This window comes from Mucisphaera sp. (assembly GCF_965279675.1).
Taxonomy (GTDB): Bacteria; Planctomycetota; Phycisphaerae; order Phycisphaerales; family Phycisphaeraceae; genus Mucisphaera.
On record NZ_CBDIIJ010000002.1, the window covers coordinates 3,216,780 to 3,234,941 of the forward strand.

At 62.5% G+C, this 18,162-nt stretch carries 13 protein-coding genes; 7 read left to right on the forward strand and 6 right to left on the reverse strand.

Features of this window, described 5'->3' with window-relative positions; translation table 11 throughout:
• Positions 1-80: 80 nt before the first annotated feature.
• Positions 81-1,448, reverse strand: a complete 1,368-nt coding sequence (locus ACQZAB_RS13760; protein WP_428390089.1) for a UDP-glucose dehydrogenase family protein — start codon at positions 1,446-1,448, stop codon at positions 81-83.
• A gap of 186 nt (positions 1,449-1,634) precedes the next feature.
• On the opposite strand from ACQZAB_RS13760, the gene ACQZAB_RS13765 reads away from it, so the two are divergent.
• Entirely contained in the window at positions 1,635-3,269 is a 1,635-nt protein-coding gene (locus ACQZAB_RS13765) for a nitrite/sulfite reductase (RefSeq protein WP_428390090.1), read from the forward strand.
• Positions 3,270-3,356: 87 nt separating this feature from the next.
• Here ACQZAB_RS13765 and ACQZAB_RS13770 read toward each other — a convergent pair whose 3' ends face one another.
• Together ACQZAB_RS13770 and ACQZAB_RS13775 are read right to left on the reverse strand one after the other, a co-directional pair.
• Positions 3,357-3,770: a DUF5658 family protein gene (locus ACQZAB_RS13770; RefSeq protein ID WP_428390091.1), complete on the reverse strand. Its 414-nt coding sequence runs from the start codon at positions 3,768-3,770 to the stop codon at positions 3,357-3,359.
• Between the two features lie 15 nt (positions 3,771-3,785).
• Positions 3,786-5,027: an amidohydrolase family protein gene (locus tag ACQZAB_RS13775; RefSeq protein WP_428390092.1), complete on the reverse strand. Its 1,242-nt coding sequence runs from the start codon at positions 5,025-5,027 to the stop codon at positions 3,786-3,788.
• Between the two features lie 114 nt (positions 5,028-5,141).
• Between ACQZAB_RS13775 and ACQZAB_RS13780 the strand changes: the two genes are divergently transcribed.
• The 3 genes from ACQZAB_RS13780 (at position 5,142) to ACQZAB_RS13790 (ending at position 9,611) form a co-directional block, all read left to right on the forward strand.
• A complete protein-coding gene (locus ACQZAB_RS13780; RefSeq protein ID WP_428390093.1) occupies positions 5,142-6,020 on the forward strand; it encodes an OmpA/MotB family protein in 879 nt (292 codons plus the stop codon).
• A gap of 375 nt (positions 6,021-6,395) precedes the next feature.
• Complete coding sequence (locus ACQZAB_RS13785) at positions 6,396-8,741, forward strand: extracellular solute-binding protein (protein WP_428390094.1); 2,346 nt, start codon at positions 6,396-6,398, stop codon at positions 8,739-8,741.
• 3 nt (positions 8,742-8,744) lie between these two features.
• Positions 8,745-9,611, forward strand: a complete 867-nt coding sequence (locus ACQZAB_RS13790; protein WP_428390095.1) for a carbohydrate ABC transporter permease — start codon at positions 8,745-8,747, stop codon at positions 9,609-9,611.
• Here the strand turns inward: ACQZAB_RS13790 and ACQZAB_RS13795 are convergent.
• Both ACQZAB_RS13795 and cimA read right to left on the reverse strand, forming a co-directional pair.
• Positions 9,608-10,441, reverse strand: a complete 834-nt coding sequence (locus ACQZAB_RS13795; RefSeq protein ID WP_428390096.1) for a hypothetical protein — start codon at positions 10,439-10,441, stop codon at positions 9,608-9,610. The genes ACQZAB_RS13790 and ACQZAB_RS13795 overlap by 4 nt on opposite strands.
• Positions 10,442-12,106: a citramalate synthase gene (gene cimA / locus ACQZAB_RS13800; RefSeq protein WP_428390097.1), complete on the reverse strand. Its 1,665-nt coding sequence runs from the start codon at positions 12,104-12,106 to the stop codon at positions 10,442-10,444.
• 145 nt (positions 12,107-12,251) lie between these two features.
• Between cimA and ACQZAB_RS13805 the strand changes: the two genes are divergently transcribed.
• The 3 genes from ACQZAB_RS13805 to ACQZAB_RS13815 are packed head-to-tail and all read left to right on the forward strand — an operon-like array spanning position 12,252 to position 15,351.
• Positions 12,252-13,412, forward strand: a complete 1,161-nt coding sequence (locus ACQZAB_RS13805; protein WP_428390098.1) for a COX15/CtaA family protein — start codon at positions 12,252-12,254, stop codon at positions 13,410-13,412.
• A complete protein-coding gene (gene cyoE / locus ACQZAB_RS13810; protein ID WP_428390099.1) occupies positions 13,409-14,335 on the forward strand; it encodes a heme o synthase in 927 nt (308 codons plus the stop codon). Before ACQZAB_RS13805 ends, cyoE begins: the two co-directional genes overlap by 4 nt.
• Positions 14,332-15,351 carry an ABC transporter ATP-binding protein gene (locus ACQZAB_RS13815; protein WP_428390100.1) on the forward strand — a complete coding sequence of 340 codons (1,020 nt, stop codon included), beginning with the start codon at positions 14,332-14,334 and terminating at the stop codon, positions 15,349-15,351. Before cyoE ends, ACQZAB_RS13815 begins: the two co-directional genes overlap by 4 nt.
• A gap of 458 nt (positions 15,352-15,809) precedes the next feature.
• Here the strand turns inward: ACQZAB_RS13815 and ACQZAB_RS13820 are convergent, their stop codons facing one another.
• Positions 15,810-18,128 carry an O-antigen ligase family protein gene (locus tag ACQZAB_RS13820; RefSeq protein WP_428390101.1) on the reverse strand — a complete coding sequence of 773 codons (2,319 nt, stop codon included), beginning with the start codon at positions 18,126-18,128 and terminating at the stop codon, positions 15,810-15,812.
• Positions 18,129-18,162: the final 34 nt, after the last annotated feature.

Consider the following 18,162-nt stretch of genomic DNA (forward strand, 5'->3'; position numbering starts at 1 on the left):
CCACCCGGCACATGCACCAAATAAAAAAAGGCCGCTCGCTCAACGAGAGCGGCTCTTTTTATTTCAAAAATGTCGGTGTATTAACCCGTCACCGCCTCCCGCCCCACCGAGTGATACACAAACCCAGCCTCACGCATCGCCGCCGGGCTGTACAGATTACGCCCGTCAAACACCACAGGCGTCCGCATCAGCTCACGCATCCGACCGAAATCCGGATGCTTGAACTCATCCCAGTCCGTGCTGATCACCAGCGCATCCACGCCCTTGATCGCCTCGGTCGCGCTGCTCGCGTACGAAATCCGATCGCCCATCACCTGCTTCGCCGTCTCATGCGCCACTGGATCGTGCGCAACGATCTCCGCACCCCGCTGGAGCATCGCTTCCATCACCGTGATCGAAGGCGCCTCCCGAATATCATCCGTCCCCGGCTTGAAGGCAATCCCCCACACCGCCACCTTCACACCCTTCATGTCAGCCGGACCGTCCCCGCCCCCAAAGTGCCGATCCACCTTGTCCATAAACAGCGTGCGCTGGTGCTGATTAACCCGGTGCACCGCCGACAACAACTGCGTCGGCCGCCCCGCCTCCTCACCCATCGACACACAGGCCAGTACATCCTTTGGGAAACACGAGCCCCCATACCCCAGACCCGGGTAAAGAAACTGGTTCCCGATCCGCTTGTCCGAGCACATCCCCCGACGAACCTCATCCACGTTCGCCCCATACGACTCGCACAACCCCGCGATCTCATTGATGAACGAGATCTTCGTCGCCAGCATCGCGTTCGACGCGTACTTCACCATCTCCGCCGAAGGAATATCCATCACAAAGATGGGATTCCCCTGACGCACAAAAGGCGTATACAAATCCCGCAGCCGCCGACCCGCATCCTCCGAATCCACACCGAGCACCACCCGGTCCGGACGGTTGAAGTCATGGATCGCCGCCCCCTCCTTCAGAAACTCCGGATTAGACGCCATCAGAAACGGCTTCTTCGTCCGCGCCGAAATCTCCGCTCGCACCTTCGCGTTGGTCCCAACCGGCACCGTCGACTTCACGATGACGATCTTCGCCTTCTCCACACCCGAACCCATCCCCGTCGGACCCTCCGCCGCCTCGATCGCATCCCCGATATCCCGGGCCGCCGCCAGCACGTACTTCAGGTCCGCCCGCCCGTTCTCATCCGAAGGCGTCCCCACACAGATAAAGATCGCCTCCGCCGAACCATAAGCAGCCTGCTTGTCCAGCGTAAAGTTCAGCCGCCCCGCCTTGGCATTCCGCTCAATCAGATCGTCCAGGCCAGGCTCGTAAATCGGCGACTCGCCCCGATTCAGACGATCAATCTTCGCCGGATCCACATCCAGACAAACCACGTCATTGCCCGTATTCGAGAGACAGGTGCCGGTCACCAGACCGACATACCCGGTTCCAACCATCGTAATTCGCATCGGAAGCGGTCTCCGCAAAGGTCATTCTCAGAACCGGCCGCAAAGGCCGCCCAAACCCCCAAAAGCCGGACACACGAATCCGGGCAGGCAGTTTAGCCGCCAACCCGCTTCCCGTTGCTACGATGTGGGACGCGGCCACCTCTGAACTCGGCCGAATCCCGCCCCAAATGCAGTGAGACGAAGACCATGGCGACCAAGGTCAACAAAGTAGAAGAACTCAAGAAGGTCAAGGACGGTTATGACGTCCTGCAGGACCTGCTCAGATATTCCGACTCGGGTGATTACGACGCCATCCCCGAAGATGATGCAGCACAACGATTTAAGTGGTTCGGCATCTACCGCCAGAAGCCCAACAACGGCCACTTTATGCTCCGAATCCGCGTGCCCGCCGGACAGCTCACCCCCACCCAGCTCCGCGGCATCGCTCAGATCACCGAAGAACGCGCCCGAGGCTTCGGCGATATCACCACCCGACAGACCATCCAGCTCCACTGGCTCACAACCTCAGACCTCCGACCCGTCTTCGAAGCCCTCTACGACCTCAAGCTCAACTCCGTCTTCGCCTGTGGCGACGCACCCCGAAACGTCGTCGGATGCCCCCTCGCCGGCGTCCTCAAGGACGAGATCATCGACTCCTCCGAACACGCCAGGCAGATCTCCGACATGTTCGTCGAAGCCGGACGCGAGTTCTCCAACCTCCCCCGCAAGTTCAAGCCCTCAATAGGCGGCTGCCGGATCCACTGCCACCAGCCCCAGATCAACTGCTTCGGCTTCTACGGAGCCACCCACGACGGCGAGCCCGGCTACGGCCTCCTCGTCGGCGGCGGACTCTCATCCACACCGCACTTTGGCCAGCCGATGCACGCCTTCATCAAGCCCGACCAGGTCGTCGAGGTCGCCCGCGCCATCGCCGTTGTCTTCCGCGACCACGGCTACCGCGACAAACGCACACGAGCCCGCCTCAAGTTCCTCGTCGCCGATAAGGGCTGGCAGTGGACCCGCGACGCCATCGAGTCCGTCCTCGGCTACAAGCTCATCCGCGACGAAGCGCTCGGCAACCCCCCCGCCGTCCACTCCGACCACATGGGCATCGGCGAACAGAAAGACGGCAACCACTACGTCGGCATCCCCATCGAACGCGGCCGCCTCACCGCCAAAAACATGGCCGACGCCGCCGACCTCGCCGAGAAACACGCCACCGGCGACCAGCGCATCCGCCTCACCGGCAAGCAGAACATGATCCTGCTCGACGTCCCCGAGCAAAACCTCTCCACCCTCACCAACGAACTCGACAACGCAGGCCTCACCCCCACCGCGCACCGACTCCGCGACCTGCTGATCTCCTGCACCGGCTCCGAGTTCTGCAACCTCGCCGTCGTCGAAACCAAACACCGCGCCGGCCGCGTCCTCAAATACCTCGAAGACAACACCGAGCTCGACCAGGACCTCGCCATCAGCTTCACCGGCTGCCCCAACGCCTGCTCCCAGTACCAGGTCGCCGACATCGGCCTCACCGGCATCCCCGTCGTCCTCAAGGACAAGAAGGACGAAAACGGCAAGCCCCTCAAGGTCGACGGCTACAACGTCCTGCTCTCCGCCCGACTCGGCACCGACCCCCGCTTCGGCGAAGTCATCGCCAAAAAAGTCGAAGGCGACAAGGTCCACCTCGCCCTCAAATCACTCATCGACCACTACATGGACGAACGCATCGACGACGGCGAAACCTTCACCATGTGGGTCGACCGCAACGACCCCGAGTACCTCCAGTCACTCATCACCGCCCCCGTCGACGCCGAGGACGCCGTCCCGCTCACCGCCTGATAGTTCTACCTCCCCTCAGGATGGCCGTGGTCACGTGGAACATCCGCCATGGCGGACCAGCCGTGACCTCACCCATGCGCACGCAACCTACGAGTGCTGAATCACAAACTGCACCAGCAGCAGCATCGCCCAGAACGACGGGAACGCGCTGATGACCACCGCCACGCGCGCCAGCGTCCGCGCCGTCGGCTCACGCAGCCGCGCGATCAACTCGCAGATCGCGATCACCAGAATCACCACCCCATACTTCAGCAAGACCAGCCCGTTGAACCCCAACGCCATGTAAATCGAATTCGCAATCGGGTTCGCCTCACGACCCCCAAGGTTCAAGATCAGCCACGTGAACATCAGGTCCATCGAAGAGACCAGCACGAACCACGCATACTCATCGGGAAAACGAACCTGCAAAGAACGTAGTCGTGACAGCCTGGATGATCGCGCTTCTGAAGCTTTCGAGGCCTCATCAGCGGGGGGGCCGGGCTGAATCGATCCACGACTCATAGAACCATCCTAGCCCTAAACAGGCACCATCGATAGTCTTTTTCTACCACTTAAAGCCGATTCGAGAGGATCACCCGACCCGTTAGACCCAATCTCAACCGAGGCCAAACCCGCCAACAGCCCAGCTTCAAACGTAAACAACCCCGGATCCAATGCCAGCGCCCGCGCCCCGTTCACCGTCGCCATCCCCAGCAACAACCCTGCGTCCGCGCCATCCCGCTCCCACAACCGAACCATCTGCGGCCACACGCCAAGCGGATCTGCTTCATCCTCAGGCTGACACAAAAGCCCATCCGTCCCCAGACACACATTCACTCCCCGCTCCAAAAGCTCCCGATACCGATGCCCCTCCCGCCCACCATGCGGGTGCCCGAAGTAATCCGCCGCTACCGGGCAGTAAGCCACCGACGCCCCCGTATCCGCCAGCAGCAACACATCCCGATCATCCAAATAGTGCGCGTGCGCCAGCAACCACGGCGTCCGCCGCATCGCCCCCTCCATCCAGTACGCCGGGCTCCAACCCTGGCAGTAACGCCACTCCCCATCACCCGGCCAACGCCCGATCCGCTCCAGAAACTGCCGGCAAGCCCCGTCACCCCGGGCCACCAGCGCCAACTCCTCAAGCAACTCACAAAAATGCGTCGCCACCGGCCGCCCCGACCTAGCCGCCGCCGCATAAACAGCCTGCCCCGCCGAATACGGCGCATGCGGCTGCCACCCCACACCCTCCGGTGCTCCCCGCGCAATCCGTGCCAACGCAGCGTCGTGATGAGGGGCCCCAATCCCAAAAAGCTCCAGAAACGTCACCCCCAGCACCCCCGCCTCCAGCCGCAGCTCCGCCGCCACCTCGTGACTGGCTATATCCCCAATAGCCCCCACCCCAGCCGCCCAACTCTGCTTCAGCCCCTCCTCGACCGACCTCCGATAAGCACTCCCCGCCGCTTCCGGTTTCTCATGCAGCCCCTCTGCCATCCCCCGCAGCATCTCCACCCACCCGAAAAAGCCTCCTTCCGCCTCATAAGCCCGCCGCCCCAGCGACGTCAGCTCCAGATGCGCATGCGCATTCACCATCGCTGGCAGCAGCAACCGCCCCTCCAGCCGCACAACCTCCCCGCCACCAGCCAGACTCTCAGGCGACCCCACCGCCACCACGCGAAGCGGATCACGCTCAACCAGCACCCCGCCCGGCCGAAAATCCGTCCCGACAGCGTCCCGAACGGCATCAGCCACATACAACGTCCGTTCAGGCTTATTCACGCGGTCTCCCGTAGGCATCCGATGGTTCACCCTATCGGCGCTTTTTCCGCGCCGTTGGTGTATTTTGCACGATATCAGTCAAGCTTGGCAGTATGGGCCGAAAGGGCAATCGTGATGAATCGTTCTCTGTTAGCTCTCGTCCTCCTCAGTTCCCTCTACCTCTCCGGCTGCGCCGCGCAGGAACGCATCGACCAGCTCGAGTCGATGAACCAGCGCGCCGAAGCCCAGATCATCGAACTCACCACCCGCCTGGAAGAAGCCAAAGCCACCATCCAGGCCATGCGTGACGCCCCGCCCCCCCAGGACCCCGTCCTCCTCCTCGAACTCGAAGGCCTCCGCCAGGAACGCGCCCGACTCGCCGCCGCCCTCGAAGAAGCCCAGCAGCTCCTCCGCGAAGCCGGCGCCTCCCGCGTCCTGCCCGAAGACCTCAACCGCCCGCTCAGCCGCCTCGCAGAGGCCAACAGCGACATCATGGAGTACGACGCCGAACGCGCCCTCATCCGCTTCAAGAGCGACCTCACCTTCCCGCCCGGCTCCGCCGAAGTCAGCCCCGCCGCCGCGACCGGCCTCGCCCGACTCGCCCGCGTCCTCAACACCGACGCCGCCGCCGATTACGAAGTCCGCATCCTCGGACACACCGACAACGTCCCCATCTCCAACCCCGGCACCCGCGAGAAGCACCCCACCAACTGGCACCTCTCCGTCCACCGCGCCATCGGCGTCATGGAAGCCCTCAGTGAAAACGGCGTCCCAACCTCACGCATGGGCGTCGCCGGCTACGGCCCCTACCGACCTCTCGAAGCCAACACCGCTTCCGGCAACGCCGTCAACCGACGCGTCGAAATCGTCCTCGTCCCCCTCGACGACGCCCCCGGCACACCCACCGAGCTCGACACCCCCGCCCCCCAGACACAGGCAAACGCAGCACCACCCGCGGCCACCCCGGCGAACCCCGACACCACCCGTGTCAGCCGCCCCCTCATCGCCAAGTAAGCATCCAGACACAAAAACCAACCCACCAAGCCGGCCCACAAGGCCGGCTTTTTTCTTGTCCACACCGCCAACAAAAAGAGGCGCCGGCCACAAGGGCCGACACCTCAGGGGGGGGTGGTGGTCCGTCCACGCTCAGCCGCAGCCGAACGCCATATGTCGAATCTCAATGAGAGCGCACAACTGCCGGTCAGCGTCCTCTCAAATCAAAGCTGTCAGCCAGAAATGCCCGCAAGACATTTCTGATAAGAAAGTAAACAACAGCACCGCCCAACGTCAAGCATCAATCCGCAAATTGGCAACCTGGCAAAGATCAAACAGCCAACAACACCAAAAAAGCGTTCTATAAGACCCCGCCTCTGGTATCCTCCACCACGCATGACGCCTCATCGATACCTCAAATCCCTCACCCTCCTCCTGCTGACACTCCTCAGCCTCAATCACCACGCGCTCGCCGACCAGCAACCCACCGAAGTCCAGGCCATGCTCTTCGCCCGCGGACTCGAACAGATTGCCCGCGAGTACGAAAGACAGAACACAGGCGTCCGCATCCTCTACAGCCAGGACCCCCGCATCGTCGACAAGGTCCGCGTCCGAATCCTCGAAGGCTCCTTCCCCGAAGTCTCCGACGCCCCCGTCAACTACGGCCGCCTCATCGAAGCCGGCAAGATCCAGCCCCTCGACGAGTTCCTCGACGCACCCCGCGGGCCCGGCCAGCCCACCTGGCGCGAAACCTTCCTCCCAGGCAGCTTCGACCGCTTCCGATACAACGGCCAGAACTACGGCATCCCACTCTGGTACTCCACCTACGGCTTCTGGTACAACCGCAAGCTCTTCCGCGAAAAAGGCTGGCAAACCCCAGAAACCTGGGACGAACTCCTCGCCCTCTGCGAGCAGATCCAGGCCGAAGGCGACGGCATCGCCCCCATCGCCTTCCAGGGCCAGTACCCCCAATACCTCCACCAACTCATCAACACCACCCTCTACCAGCTAGGCGGACGTGACTACTTCGAAGCCATGCAGAAGGGCCAGGAAGGCACCTACGACCATCCCGTGATGATCGAGATGCTCCGGCTCGTCCGCAAACTCGCAGATGAACACTTCCAGCCCGGCGCCGAGGGCATGTCCCACACCCAGGCTCAGCTCGAGTTCTTCCGCGGCAACACCGCCATGGTCATGTGCGGGACCTGGCTCCTCACCGAAATGGCCGACCAGATCCCCGACGACTTCGAAGTCGGCTTCTTCAAATACCCCTACGTCCCAGGACCCAACGCAGAACCCACCGCTATCGCCGGCGGAACCGGCTACTACTTCGTCTTCTCCGCCGCGCCCAACCCCGAAGCCGCCGTCGAGTTCATGCGCTTTGCCACCGCCCCCGAGCAGGCCGCCATCATCGCCGGCAACGAGCAACGCCCCGTCGCCATCCGAGGCGTCAACCAGACCGCCCTCAACCCCGACCTCCGCGAAGTCGCTGCCGTCCTCGAAACCGTCACCTCCATCTTCGCCGCCACCCCCGACGACGACTTCGCCGAAATCAACCAGCAGTGGCAGGACGTCCGAACCAGAATTCTCGAAGCCGACAACTTCGACCCCGCCGCCGAAGCACGCTTCCTCGAAGACGCCGCCGCCAAGATCCGCGCCCAGAAAGAAAACCCCGACCACGTCACCGTCCGCCACGTCTTCAAACCCATCCTCCTCCTCACCATCCTCGGAGCAGGCGTCGTCTACGTCCTCGTGATGACCTCCCTCCAGATCCGCCGCGCCTACACCAACCGCGACAAAGTCGAAGCCGGCGGCATGCGCATCCGCTTCTCCGTCGTCGCCGTCTTCCTCCTGCCCGCCCTGCTCTTCTACTCCGTCTTCGTCGTCATCCCCTCACTCTCCAGCTTCGCATGGTCCGTCCAACGCTGGGACGGCCTCACCGACATGGAGCCCATCGGCTTCCTCCACTTCCAAAGACTCCTCTTCGAAGACGACGGCTTCTGGATCGCCCTCCGCAACAACTTCTTCATCATGTTCGTCATCCCCCTGTTCGTGATCCCCCTCGCCCTCTTCCTCGCGACCTGCCTCTCCCGGGGCGTCTGGGGCTCATGGCTCTTCCGCATCGTCTTCTTCTTCCCCAACCTCCTCGGCGTCGCCGCCATCCTCCTCTGGCAACAGATGTACAACCCCGCCGGCGGACCCATCAACGAAGGACTCGTCGCACTTGCCGACCTCCTGAACTATCTGAATCTGGAAACCACCGCGATCGCTATGGGCCTTAACTTCCGGGGGTTCGAAAACTACGCCTGGCTCTCACAGCAGAACCTCTACTGGTCCCTCATCCCGATGATGATCTGGGCCGCCTGCGGCTTCAACATGGTCCTCTACCTCGCCGCCATGCAGTCCATCCCCGAATCCCTCTACGAAGCCGCCGAGATCGACGGAGCCACCCCCTGGCACCAGTTCTGGACCATCACCATACCCCTCATCTGGGAAGCCCTCTCCGTCTCCATCGTCTTCCTCGTCATCGCCGGCATGAAAGCCTTCGAGGTCATCTGGCTCCTCACCAACCAGTCTCCCAACACACAAACCCACGTCATCGGCACCCGCATGGTCTGGGCCATGTTCTCGGAGTTCAGGGTCGGCCAGGCCGCTGCCATCGCCGTCCTCCTCTTCATCATGGTCTTCTTCGGAACCGCAGCCACCCTCCGGCTCATGAAACGCGAAGCGGTGGAGCTCTAAACCATGAGTGAGAAACGCACCACACCCAAAACCGTCCTCACCATGGGAGCCATCTACACCCTCCTCATCTGCTACCTGCTGATCACCCTCTTCCCCATGCTCTGGCTCTTCATGACCTCCCTCAAGCCCTCCGCCGAGGTCTTCGACGCCCCCTTCGCACCCCCGCCCATCGACAACCTCGCCACCGACAACTTCACCCGAGCCTGGACCACCGGCAGCTTCGGCGAATACTTCTTCAACTCCGTCGCCGTCACCTTCATCACCGTCGCAGGCGTCGTCTTCATCGGCGCGATGGCCGCCTACGCCCTCGCCCGATTCGCCTTCCCAGGAGCCAAAGCCACCCTCTTCTACTTCCTCGGCGGGCTCATGATCCCCCTCCAGCTCGCCGTTGTCCCCCTCTTCTTCCAGCTCAAAGCCATGGGCCTGCTCAGCTCCCGCTTCGGCCTCATCCTCGTCTACATCGCCGTCGGACTCCCCTTCGCCATCTTTATCCTCACCGGCTTCTTCCGCTCACTCCCCAAATCCCTCCACGAAGCCGCCCTCCTCGACGGCTGCACCGAGTTCGGAGCCTTCACCCGCGTCATGCTCCCCCTCGCACGACCCGGACTCATCACCGTCGCCATCTTCTCCTTCATCGGAACCTGGAACGAATACTTCCTCGCCTTCATGTTCCTCTCAGGCGAAGGCTCCGAAAACCTCAGAACCCTACCCCTCGGACTCGCCAACATCACCATCGTCAGCCAGTACGAAGTCGACTGGGGCATGGTCTTCGCCGGACTCGTCCTCATCGTCGTCCCCACCCTCATCATCTACCTCATGCTCCAACGCCACCTAACCAAAGGCGTCACCCTCGGAGCCGTCAAAGGCTAAGCCAACGGCAGATCAGACCCTACCTTGCACCACTCGTCATGTAGTTGCACGACTTCATCGATTTTCTGCGCAACACGACTGCCAATAACCTCGATGAGTGACGCAGTGGCATACCGGGAAATCGCCCGTTCGTAACGATCAAGCCAAAGACGCATTTCTGACCGCTCCGTGTCCAGCTCGAACGGAAATCGATGTAGAGGTGATTCGAGACCACACCGCCATGGCTTTGGTGTTAGCCTCGCTCGAAAACACCGCTGGCCCCTGCATAGATGAACGTACCGTTTGTCAGCACCCACGGCATTCATGACAGAATGGGTCTCTTCGGATGTCGGGTCGAACTGTTGGTGAGTCACAAGGTATCGATACCCGGCATACGTTTTGTAGACGCGGAAACACCAATCCTTGTGGTCAGCAGCAAATGACCTGAGCAAGCTTATTTCAGGAGCCCCTCTTAGAACCTTGTTGCCGTCGAAAAGTCCAGAGAAAAAACGACCAAACCAGTGCTTGCTAGAAAATCGATCCACATCGATAAACATCGCACTGGCACAGTTAAGCACTAGCGCACCCTGAGCGTTCCTTGTAATGATTCCCCAAGACCGATCCTCAACAATCTCCTCACGAACAGGCCTATCCATGTAGTCATACCATGAGGCAGGAATCGCATCGCCAGCTAAGCTGCTGGCGATGCGGGTCGCACGTTCTTCCGCAACCCGTTGGGCAGCTGCCTCGCTGTCATCAGACCAGCCCCATGCCTCAGTCCGAACCAACTCTGCATTGTACGAATGCTGAACCTCGCCCCATCCCTTGGCCCAATAGCGCGGAATCCACATTTAACACTCAACCCCAGCCCGCGTCTCTATCAACAAATACTGAAACGCATCCGAGATCGCCTCCCAGCTCGCCTCCACGATGTTCTCATCCACACCCACCGTCGAGAACACCCGCGTCGTCCCATCCTCCGCCGTCGACTGGAACTCAATCACCACACGCACCCGCGCCGCCGTCTCCGCCGTCGGGTTCACCACACGCACCTTGTAGTCCGACAGATGAATCCGCCGAACCTCCGGGTAGTGCTCGCCCAGGCACTTCACCAGCGCCTCATACAACGCGTTCACCGGGCCATCCCCCTCCGCCACCCGATACTCCGTCTGGTCATTCACCGACAGCTTCACCGTGCCCTCGGTGCTCGTCTCACCATCCCCATCCCGCTTGAGAATCACACACCGATAGTGATGCAGATCCCAGAACGCCGGCCGCTTGTCCAGCGCCTCGTAAACCATCAGCTCCATCGACGCCTCCGCCGACTCAAACTGATACCCCTCATGCTCCAGGTCCTGGATCTTCTCCAGCACCTTCCGCTGCGTCGCCTTGTCCTCCTCAATCCCGAACTTCACCCCCACCTGCGCAGCGATGTTGCTCGCCCCAGCCAACTCCGACACCAGCACCCGACGCTGGTTCCCCACCGTCTCAGGCGGGACATGCTCATAACTGTGCGCGATCCGCTGCACCGCATGAACGTGCATCCCGCCCTTGTGCGTGAACGCATTCGCCCCCACATAAGGCTGCCCCGCCACAGGCGTCATCCCCGCCAACTCATACACCAGCATCGCCAGCCCATGCAGACCCGGCACCGCATCCTCAGCCAGACAATCATGCCCCAGCTTCAGCCGCAGGTTCGCAGCGATCGGAATCAGATCCACATTCCCGCACCGCTCACCGATCCCGTTGATGGTCCCCTGCACCTGCACGCAACCCGCCTCCAAAGCAGCCATCGAGTTCGCCACCGCCAGCGCCCCATCGTTATGCACATGGATCGCCAGCAACGGACCCGACGCCCCCTCCAACGAGTCACCCAAGCCAAACTCGCTCCGCACAGCCGTCACGGCTTCCTTGATGAAATCAGGCAGCGACCCCCCATTCGTATCGCAAAGCACCAGCCGCGTCGCCCCACCCTCGAGCGCAGCCTTCAACGTCGCCAGCGCATAATCCGGATTCGCCTTGTACCCATCAAAGAAATGCTCCGCGTCATAAAACACCTGCTCCGTGCTCCCCGCCTGCGCACAGAACCCCACCGAGTCACGGATCATCGCCAGATTCTCCTCGTGACTCACCCGCAGCACCTCGTCAACATGCAGGTCCCACGTCTTCCCCACGATCGCGATAATCGGTGCCTCCGCCGCCACCAGCGCCCGCATCCCCGGATCATCCTTCGCCTCAACCCCCTTCCGACGCGTCATCCCGAAAGCCGTCACCTTCGCATGCTTCAGCCCCAGCGACTTCACCTGCTCGAAATACGCCGAGTCCTTCGGATTCGATAGGGGATACCCCCCTTCGATGTAATCGAACCCAAGCTCATCCAGAGCCCGCGTCAGCTTCAGCTTGTCTGCCAAAGTCAACGCAATCTCAGCACCCTGCGTCCCGTCACGCAGCGTCGTGTCATACATCTCAATCCGCCGCCCGCTCCGGGCGACCGACCCGTTCACAGGCTCGACCATGGGACAACTCCAGACCGTAAAAAACCACGTGCCCAACAAGCACGCTCGACGAGAAAGACCTTTTGCCAAAACACCCGGCGGCAGGCCCTCGGATGAGTATAATCAAGGGTTACATCCACGCACCGATACTTCCAGAAAGCTCGCCATGAACGCGAAGGACGCAGATTCTCCATACCGCGCCCCTTACCGCCGGACCCTCCACGCACTGGCCATCCTCCTGGCCCTCTCCACCTTCACCCTCATCGGCTTTGGCGGCCACGTCACCTCCCTCGACGCCGGCCTCGCCGTCCCCGACTGGCCCGGAACCTTCGGCTACAACATGTTCCTCGCCCCCCTCGAGGTCTGGTTCTACGACGTCGGCACCTTCTGGGAACACGCCCACCGCCTCATCGGCTCCTGGGTCGGTTTCCTGACCCTCCTCCTCGGCACCGGCCTAGCCATCTGGGCCCCCAAACCCTGGCTCCGCTGGCTCGGCATCCCCATGATCATCCTCGTCATCATCCAGGGACTCATGGGCGGCTTCCGCGTCACCGAAGAATCTCAGATCCTCGCCGCCGTCCATGGCGTCGTCGGCCAGGTCTTCTTCGCCATCGTCATCTTCGTGATCGTCGCCACCGGCGGACTCTGGACACGTGCCACCATCCGAGAAAAAGCCAAACGCACCCTGGGCGGCCGCCTCACCACCTACGCCTGCTGGTCCGTCGTCGCCGTCCTCTTCGTCCAACTCGCCCTAGGTGCCTCCATCCGACACTTCGACGCCGAACGAGCCATCCCAGATGCCCCCCTCTCCTACGGTTCACTCGTCCCCCCGATGAACCAGCAGCAACTCGACACCGCCATCCTCAATCTCCCCGAAAACCTCATCGACCGCGTCCCCATCGACACCACCGCCGGCAAGGTCCACCTCCACTTCACCCACCGAGCCTGGGCCATCGTCGTCATCCTCGTCACCGCCCTCGCCGGATGGCTTGTCCTCACCCAAATGGCCGGCCGTGGCGAAGTCCTAGTTCCCCTCATCAACGTCGTCGCCCTCATGGCCGCCCAAGTCATGCTAGGCATCATGACCGTCTGGGCCGAGATCCACCCCACCTTCGCCACCATGCACCAGTCACTCGGCGCACTCCTCCTCGCCGCCACCGTCTGGCTCGCCTGCCGGGCCCACATCGTCTGGGCCAGCGAACCCGCACAGGTCACCATCAAACACATCACCCCCCCCTCCAACACCCCCAAAGGCGGCAGCCCCCAGCCATCTGAAGTCAACGGCCAAACCCAGAGCCAGCCCGTGCCCGTCGGGAGCACGGCATGAGCCAGGCCCTCTCCACCACCGAGTCCGTTCCGGAACAACCCCCACCCGAAACTGCCGCCGCACCCGGCCGGCTCCGCGACTACCTGGAGCTCTCCAAGCCACGCATCACCATCATGGTCGTCCTGACCGCATGGGTCGGCTACGCCATGGCCGTCGCCATGGAGAACTGGAACGCCACCGTCATCGCCGCCATGACCGCAGGCGTCGGCCTCACCTGTATCTCCTCAGGCATCCTCAACCAGGTCTGGGAACGCAACGCCGACGCCCGCATGCAGCGAACCGCCACCCGACCCCTCGCCGCCGGCCGCATCTCCGTCACCGAAGGCATCCTCATCGGCCTCATCACCGCCGCCCTCGGCACCGCCATCCTCTACGCCTTCGCCACGCCCCTCGCCGCCTGGCTCGCCCTCGCCACCCTCCTCACCTACGTCCTCATCTACACCCCCCTCAAAGCCATCACCCCCTGGTCCACCCACCTCGGCGCCATCCCCGGAGCCATGCCCCCCTTCATCGGTTACGCCGCCGGAGCCGGAGTCCTCAGCCTCGACGCCTGGCCCGCCTTCCTCATCATGCTCGTCTGGCAGATCCCTCACTTCATGGCCATCGCCTGGCTCTACCGCAACCAGTACGCCGCCGCCGGCCTCAAGATGCTCCCCGTCGTCGACACCAAGGGCTCACAGGTCTCCGCACACGTCGTCGTCACCAGCCTCCTCCTGATCGCCGCCGCCATCCTCCCACTCGCAGGCTTCGGCACAGCAGGCCTCCTCTACGCCATCATCGCCCTCGGCACCACCATCGCCTTCGCCGCCACAGGCATCTGGTTCGCCTTTAACCCCTGCGATAAGCGAGCCAAGGTCGTCTTCCTCACCTCGCTCCTCTACCTCCCGATCGTACTCTCCGTCCTCGCCTGGGACCGCACGTGACGCTCGCCTCTTCGCCAACCATCACCCAGCCGGGCTCCCCCGCCGACGCAACCCAACCACCGGTCGCCGTCGCGATCGACGCCCTCAGCCATCAATACGCCAAGGCCGACATCTACGCCCTTGAAGACATCCAACTCGACGTCCAGCAAGGCGATTTCGTCGCTCTCCTCGGCCCCAATGGCTCCGGCAAGTCCACCCTGTTCCGCATCCTCACCACCGCCATCACCGCATCCGGCAAACCCAACGTCATCCCCCGCATCAGCCTCCTCGGTCACGACCTCCGCGTCGCCGCCGACACCATCCGCCAAAACCTAGGCGTCGTCTTCCAGAGCCCCAGCCTCGACAAAGAACTCACCGTCGCCGAAAACCTCCGCCTACAGGGCCGCGTCTACGGACTCTCCGCCGCCGACCTCCGCCACCGCGTCCCCGAACGACTCGACGCCGTCGGCCTCACCGACCGCGCCAACGACAAAGTCAAAACCCTCTCAGGCGGCCTCGCCCGCAGAGCCGAACTCGCCAAGGCCCTCCTCCACAACCCCAGCCTCCTCATCCTCGACGAGCCCTCCACAGGCGTCGACCCCTCCGCCCGCCGCCAGTTCTGGCAGAGCCTCCACGACGAACGACAACGCTCCGGCCTCACCGTCCTCATGACCACCCACCTCATCGACGAAGCCGAAGCCGCCGACCGCGTCGTCATCCTCGACCAGGGACGCATCGTCGCCCAGGGCACCCCCGCCAACCTCAAAGCCCAGTCAGGCGGTGCCGTCCTCGCCTTCGCCGCCCACACCTCCGAAGACCTCACCCACCTCATCGACGACCTCACCCAAAACTTCGCCGCCACCCCCCTCCCCGACCGCGTCTTCGCCGAGGCCCGACTCGAAGTCACCGACGGCCCCGCCGCCCTCCGCCACCTCCTCGACCACCACCAACACCGCCTCCGCACCACCACCCTCTCCGAACCCACCCTCGAAGACATCTTCGAACGAACCACCGGCACCCGCTTCCAAACCACCTGACCCAATCCTCAATAATCTCCCTGCTTGCGAGCCACGGTGTGTCACTGCGGCTGTGCTTTAAAACGCCAAAACACCCACTCGAGTCCCAACCAACACCTCCATAACCCGGCCATGACATGGCCGGGCTCTGCAGGAAAAGACACCCAACGATCACTGGTTCTTGACAGCGACGATCATTGCCTAGTCAGCCTCCTAAGAACCTGCCATGACCCTCACGCCCCACCCAACGACCTCTAGCTACCCATGCCTCTGGTGAGCCGGGCCGTGTCGGCCCGGACCTCTCCACACGACAGCCAAAATCTCGGGTGGCTGTGGGCACGCCGCGTGCCCACAGAACCAACACCCCCTAACCCGGCCATGACATGGCCGGGCTCTGTAGCAAAAGTCATCCAACGATCACTGGTTCTTGACAGAAACGATCATTGCCTAGTCAGCCTCCCAAGAACCAGCCGTACCCCTCACCCACCACCCCGCCCCACCGCAATCCGCTCCGCCAACCCCTCAAACCGCTCCGCCGGCAGCTGCTTCAACGGATCCAGATACAACCCCGCATTGATCCGACGTGCCGCTTCAAGATCAGCATAGGCCAGATCGTATTCACCCATCCGAATCTTCAAATCAACCATCAGAAGAATGGTCCTGACGCTGTAAGGGGAAAATGCAACCAGGGGCCCAGCATGTTCATGATGAGCCCGTGTGAGTATTCCCAGATTCCTCTCTACAGAATTATTCCCAAAATATGAAGCGTGATCTACCATGAATAAACCAAGATCCAAAAAACGTCTGTGCACTTTTTTGAGGTCTGCATCATCCCCGAGTGGGATTGATCTTAGAGCTTCACTGTAGCCATCTCTAACTATCGCCTCATCATTAAGGCTTACCCCCGCATGAGCCTTCTCCATCCCCAAGCGAAAAGCCCAGGCCTGCCACTCTTCACACTCTAGATACAAAAACTCATCTTTAGTCATTACACCGATAGCGCGATCAGGTTCTCCTTGGACTAGGAATCTCGCCACCTCAACACTCCCCGCCTCGATACGCGAAATCGGGATCGCAACCAACAAGGCGTAGGCCACTAAAAACCCGGGCCCATAACCAAGCTTCACAATACCCCGGAGTTTCTCAAGCCAAACCGCAATACGCACATTCACCCCCGCCCCCACCCCCCCCGCCAACCCCAACACCATCCACGCCAGCTGCGAAGCCCCCCCATTAAAAAACGTCATCTCCATCTGCCCGTGCACCACCAGCACCAGCGCCCCCGCAGCCAACCCCATCCCCATCACCCGCCCCGACACCCCGCGACCCACCTCCGCCAGCCACGCCACCGCCACCGCGTAACCCCCAAACACCACCAGCTGCAAAAACGCCGTCTCCACCAACAACGTCGGCAGCAACACCCACGTCACCGGCATCAGCAACAACCCCGCCACCACCAACCCACCCAACCAGTTCGGCTCACCCCCCCGCAAGTCTTGCGGCTCCCCCTCGTCTAATGCGGGGGGGCATATAGCCCGCCAGAGCCACCACCCACCCAACACCAGCCAACACAACCCATAAACCCCAAGCATCACCAGCAGATCGATCACCACGTTATGCGTGCTCGCCACCTCCTCAGGCAGCATCGGATCCTTCATCCAACCAAACATGAGCGCAAACCCCTGCGGGCCCACCGCCATCCACCAAACCCCCGGCACCTCCACCAGCATCCGCACCCCCGCCTCCAGATACCAATACCGAAACAACAGACTCAACCACCCCGGCAACGCCTCACCCTCCCCAGGCGGTGGAGGAGCGCCCTGTAGTCCCGCCCAACCGATCGCCAGCCACGGCACCAACACCATCCCAACCCCCAAACCACCCACCACCACGCCCCGCAACCACGCACGCTTGATCCGCCCCCCCAACCACCACACCAAACCAAACCAAACCAGCCCCAACACCATCGCCCCCATCGCCCCTCGCGACGCCGTCAACCAAACCAACACACCCCCCATCAACACCACCCCCACCGCCGTCAGCGTCCCCCGATCCCTTAGCCGCAACCCGACAAAGCCCAACCCCAGACAAGCCAACCCAGCACCCACCGACCCCAGCACATTCGACAACGCATACCCCCCCGTCGCATCCGAAAACATCATCCGCCTCTCAAACAACAAGTGCTCAGGCGACCTCTCCACCCACCCCCGCGCCGCCAGCATCTCATCCATCGTCCGCTCAAAAAACCGCACGTTCTGAGGATGCTCTACCAGCACCTGCCACAGCGCATCCACCGTCAAAGGCACCAGCCCCGCCACCAACGCAGCCACCACCCACCGACGCACCGCCACCCCATGCCCTCGATCCGCCACCAAGCTCGCCATCCCCACCGCCATCACCACCCCCGCCACCCACGACCCCACCATCACCCGATTCCCCGTCGACCCCGCCCCCATCATCACACTCCCCAGCGCCCCCACGCATCCAAACCCCGCCAACAACAACCACCAAGTTCGTAAGCCCCGCGACACCCCCATCCCGATCCCCGCCGCCACCATACCCACCACCTGCAACCCCACCGCCATCGTCCCCGTCATCCCCCCCAACGCCTCCGGCAGCCCCTCCACCCGCGGGTCCGTCTCCAGCCACGGATTCACAAACGTCGGCACCAACCCCGGAATCAACACCACCACCGCGATCACCACCCCACAAGCCACAGCCACCCGCGCCCGCCAGCCGCCCTCCTCAGCAGCAGCCAGCACCTCCGAAACCGACCTGTCCGCCGTCACTGAACTCACACCCCAAGTGTACCACCCCACAAAAAAGCCCCCT

Bases quoted from the DNA above. Each gene is read 5' to 3' on its own strand.
- cimA (WP_428390097.1), bottom strand. From the start codon at position 12,106: ATGGTCGAGCCTGTGAACGGGTCGGTCGCCCGGAGCGGGCGGCGGATT.
- ACQZAB_RS13805 (WP_428390098.1), top strand. From the start codon at position 12,252: ATGAACGCGAAGGACGCAGATTCTCCATACCGCGCCCCTTACCGCCGG.
- ACQZAB_RS13765 (WP_428390090.1), top strand. From the start codon at position 1,635: ATGGCGACCAAGGTCAACAAAGTAGAAGAACTCAAGAAGGTCAAGGAC.
- ACQZAB_RS13790 (WP_428390095.1), top strand. From the start codon at position 8,745: ATGAGTGAGAAACGCACCACACCCAAAACCGTCCTCACCATGGGAGCC.
- cyoE (WP_428390099.1), top strand. From the start codon at position 13,409: ATGAGCCAGGCCCTCTCCACCACCGAGTCCGTTCCGGAACAACCCCCA.
- ACQZAB_RS13770 (WP_428390091.1), bottom strand. From the start codon at position 3,770: ATGAGTCGTGGATCGATTCAGCCCGGCCCCCCCGCTGATGAGGCCTCG.
- ACQZAB_RS13780 (WP_428390093.1), top strand. From the start codon at position 5,142: ATGAATCGTTCTCTGTTAGCTCTCGTCCTCCTCAGTTCCCTCTACCTC.
- ACQZAB_RS13795 (WP_428390096.1), bottom strand. From the start codon at position 10,441: ATGTGGATTCCGCGCTATTGGGCCAAGGGATGGGGCGAGGTTCAGCAT.
- ACQZAB_RS13785 (WP_428390094.1), top strand. From the start codon at position 6,396: ATGACGCCTCATCGATACCTCAAATCCCTCACCCTCCTCCTGCTGACA.
- ACQZAB_RS13760 (WP_428390089.1), bottom strand. From the start codon at position 1,448: ATGCGAATTACGATGGTTGGAACCGGGTATGTCGGTCTGGTGACCGGC.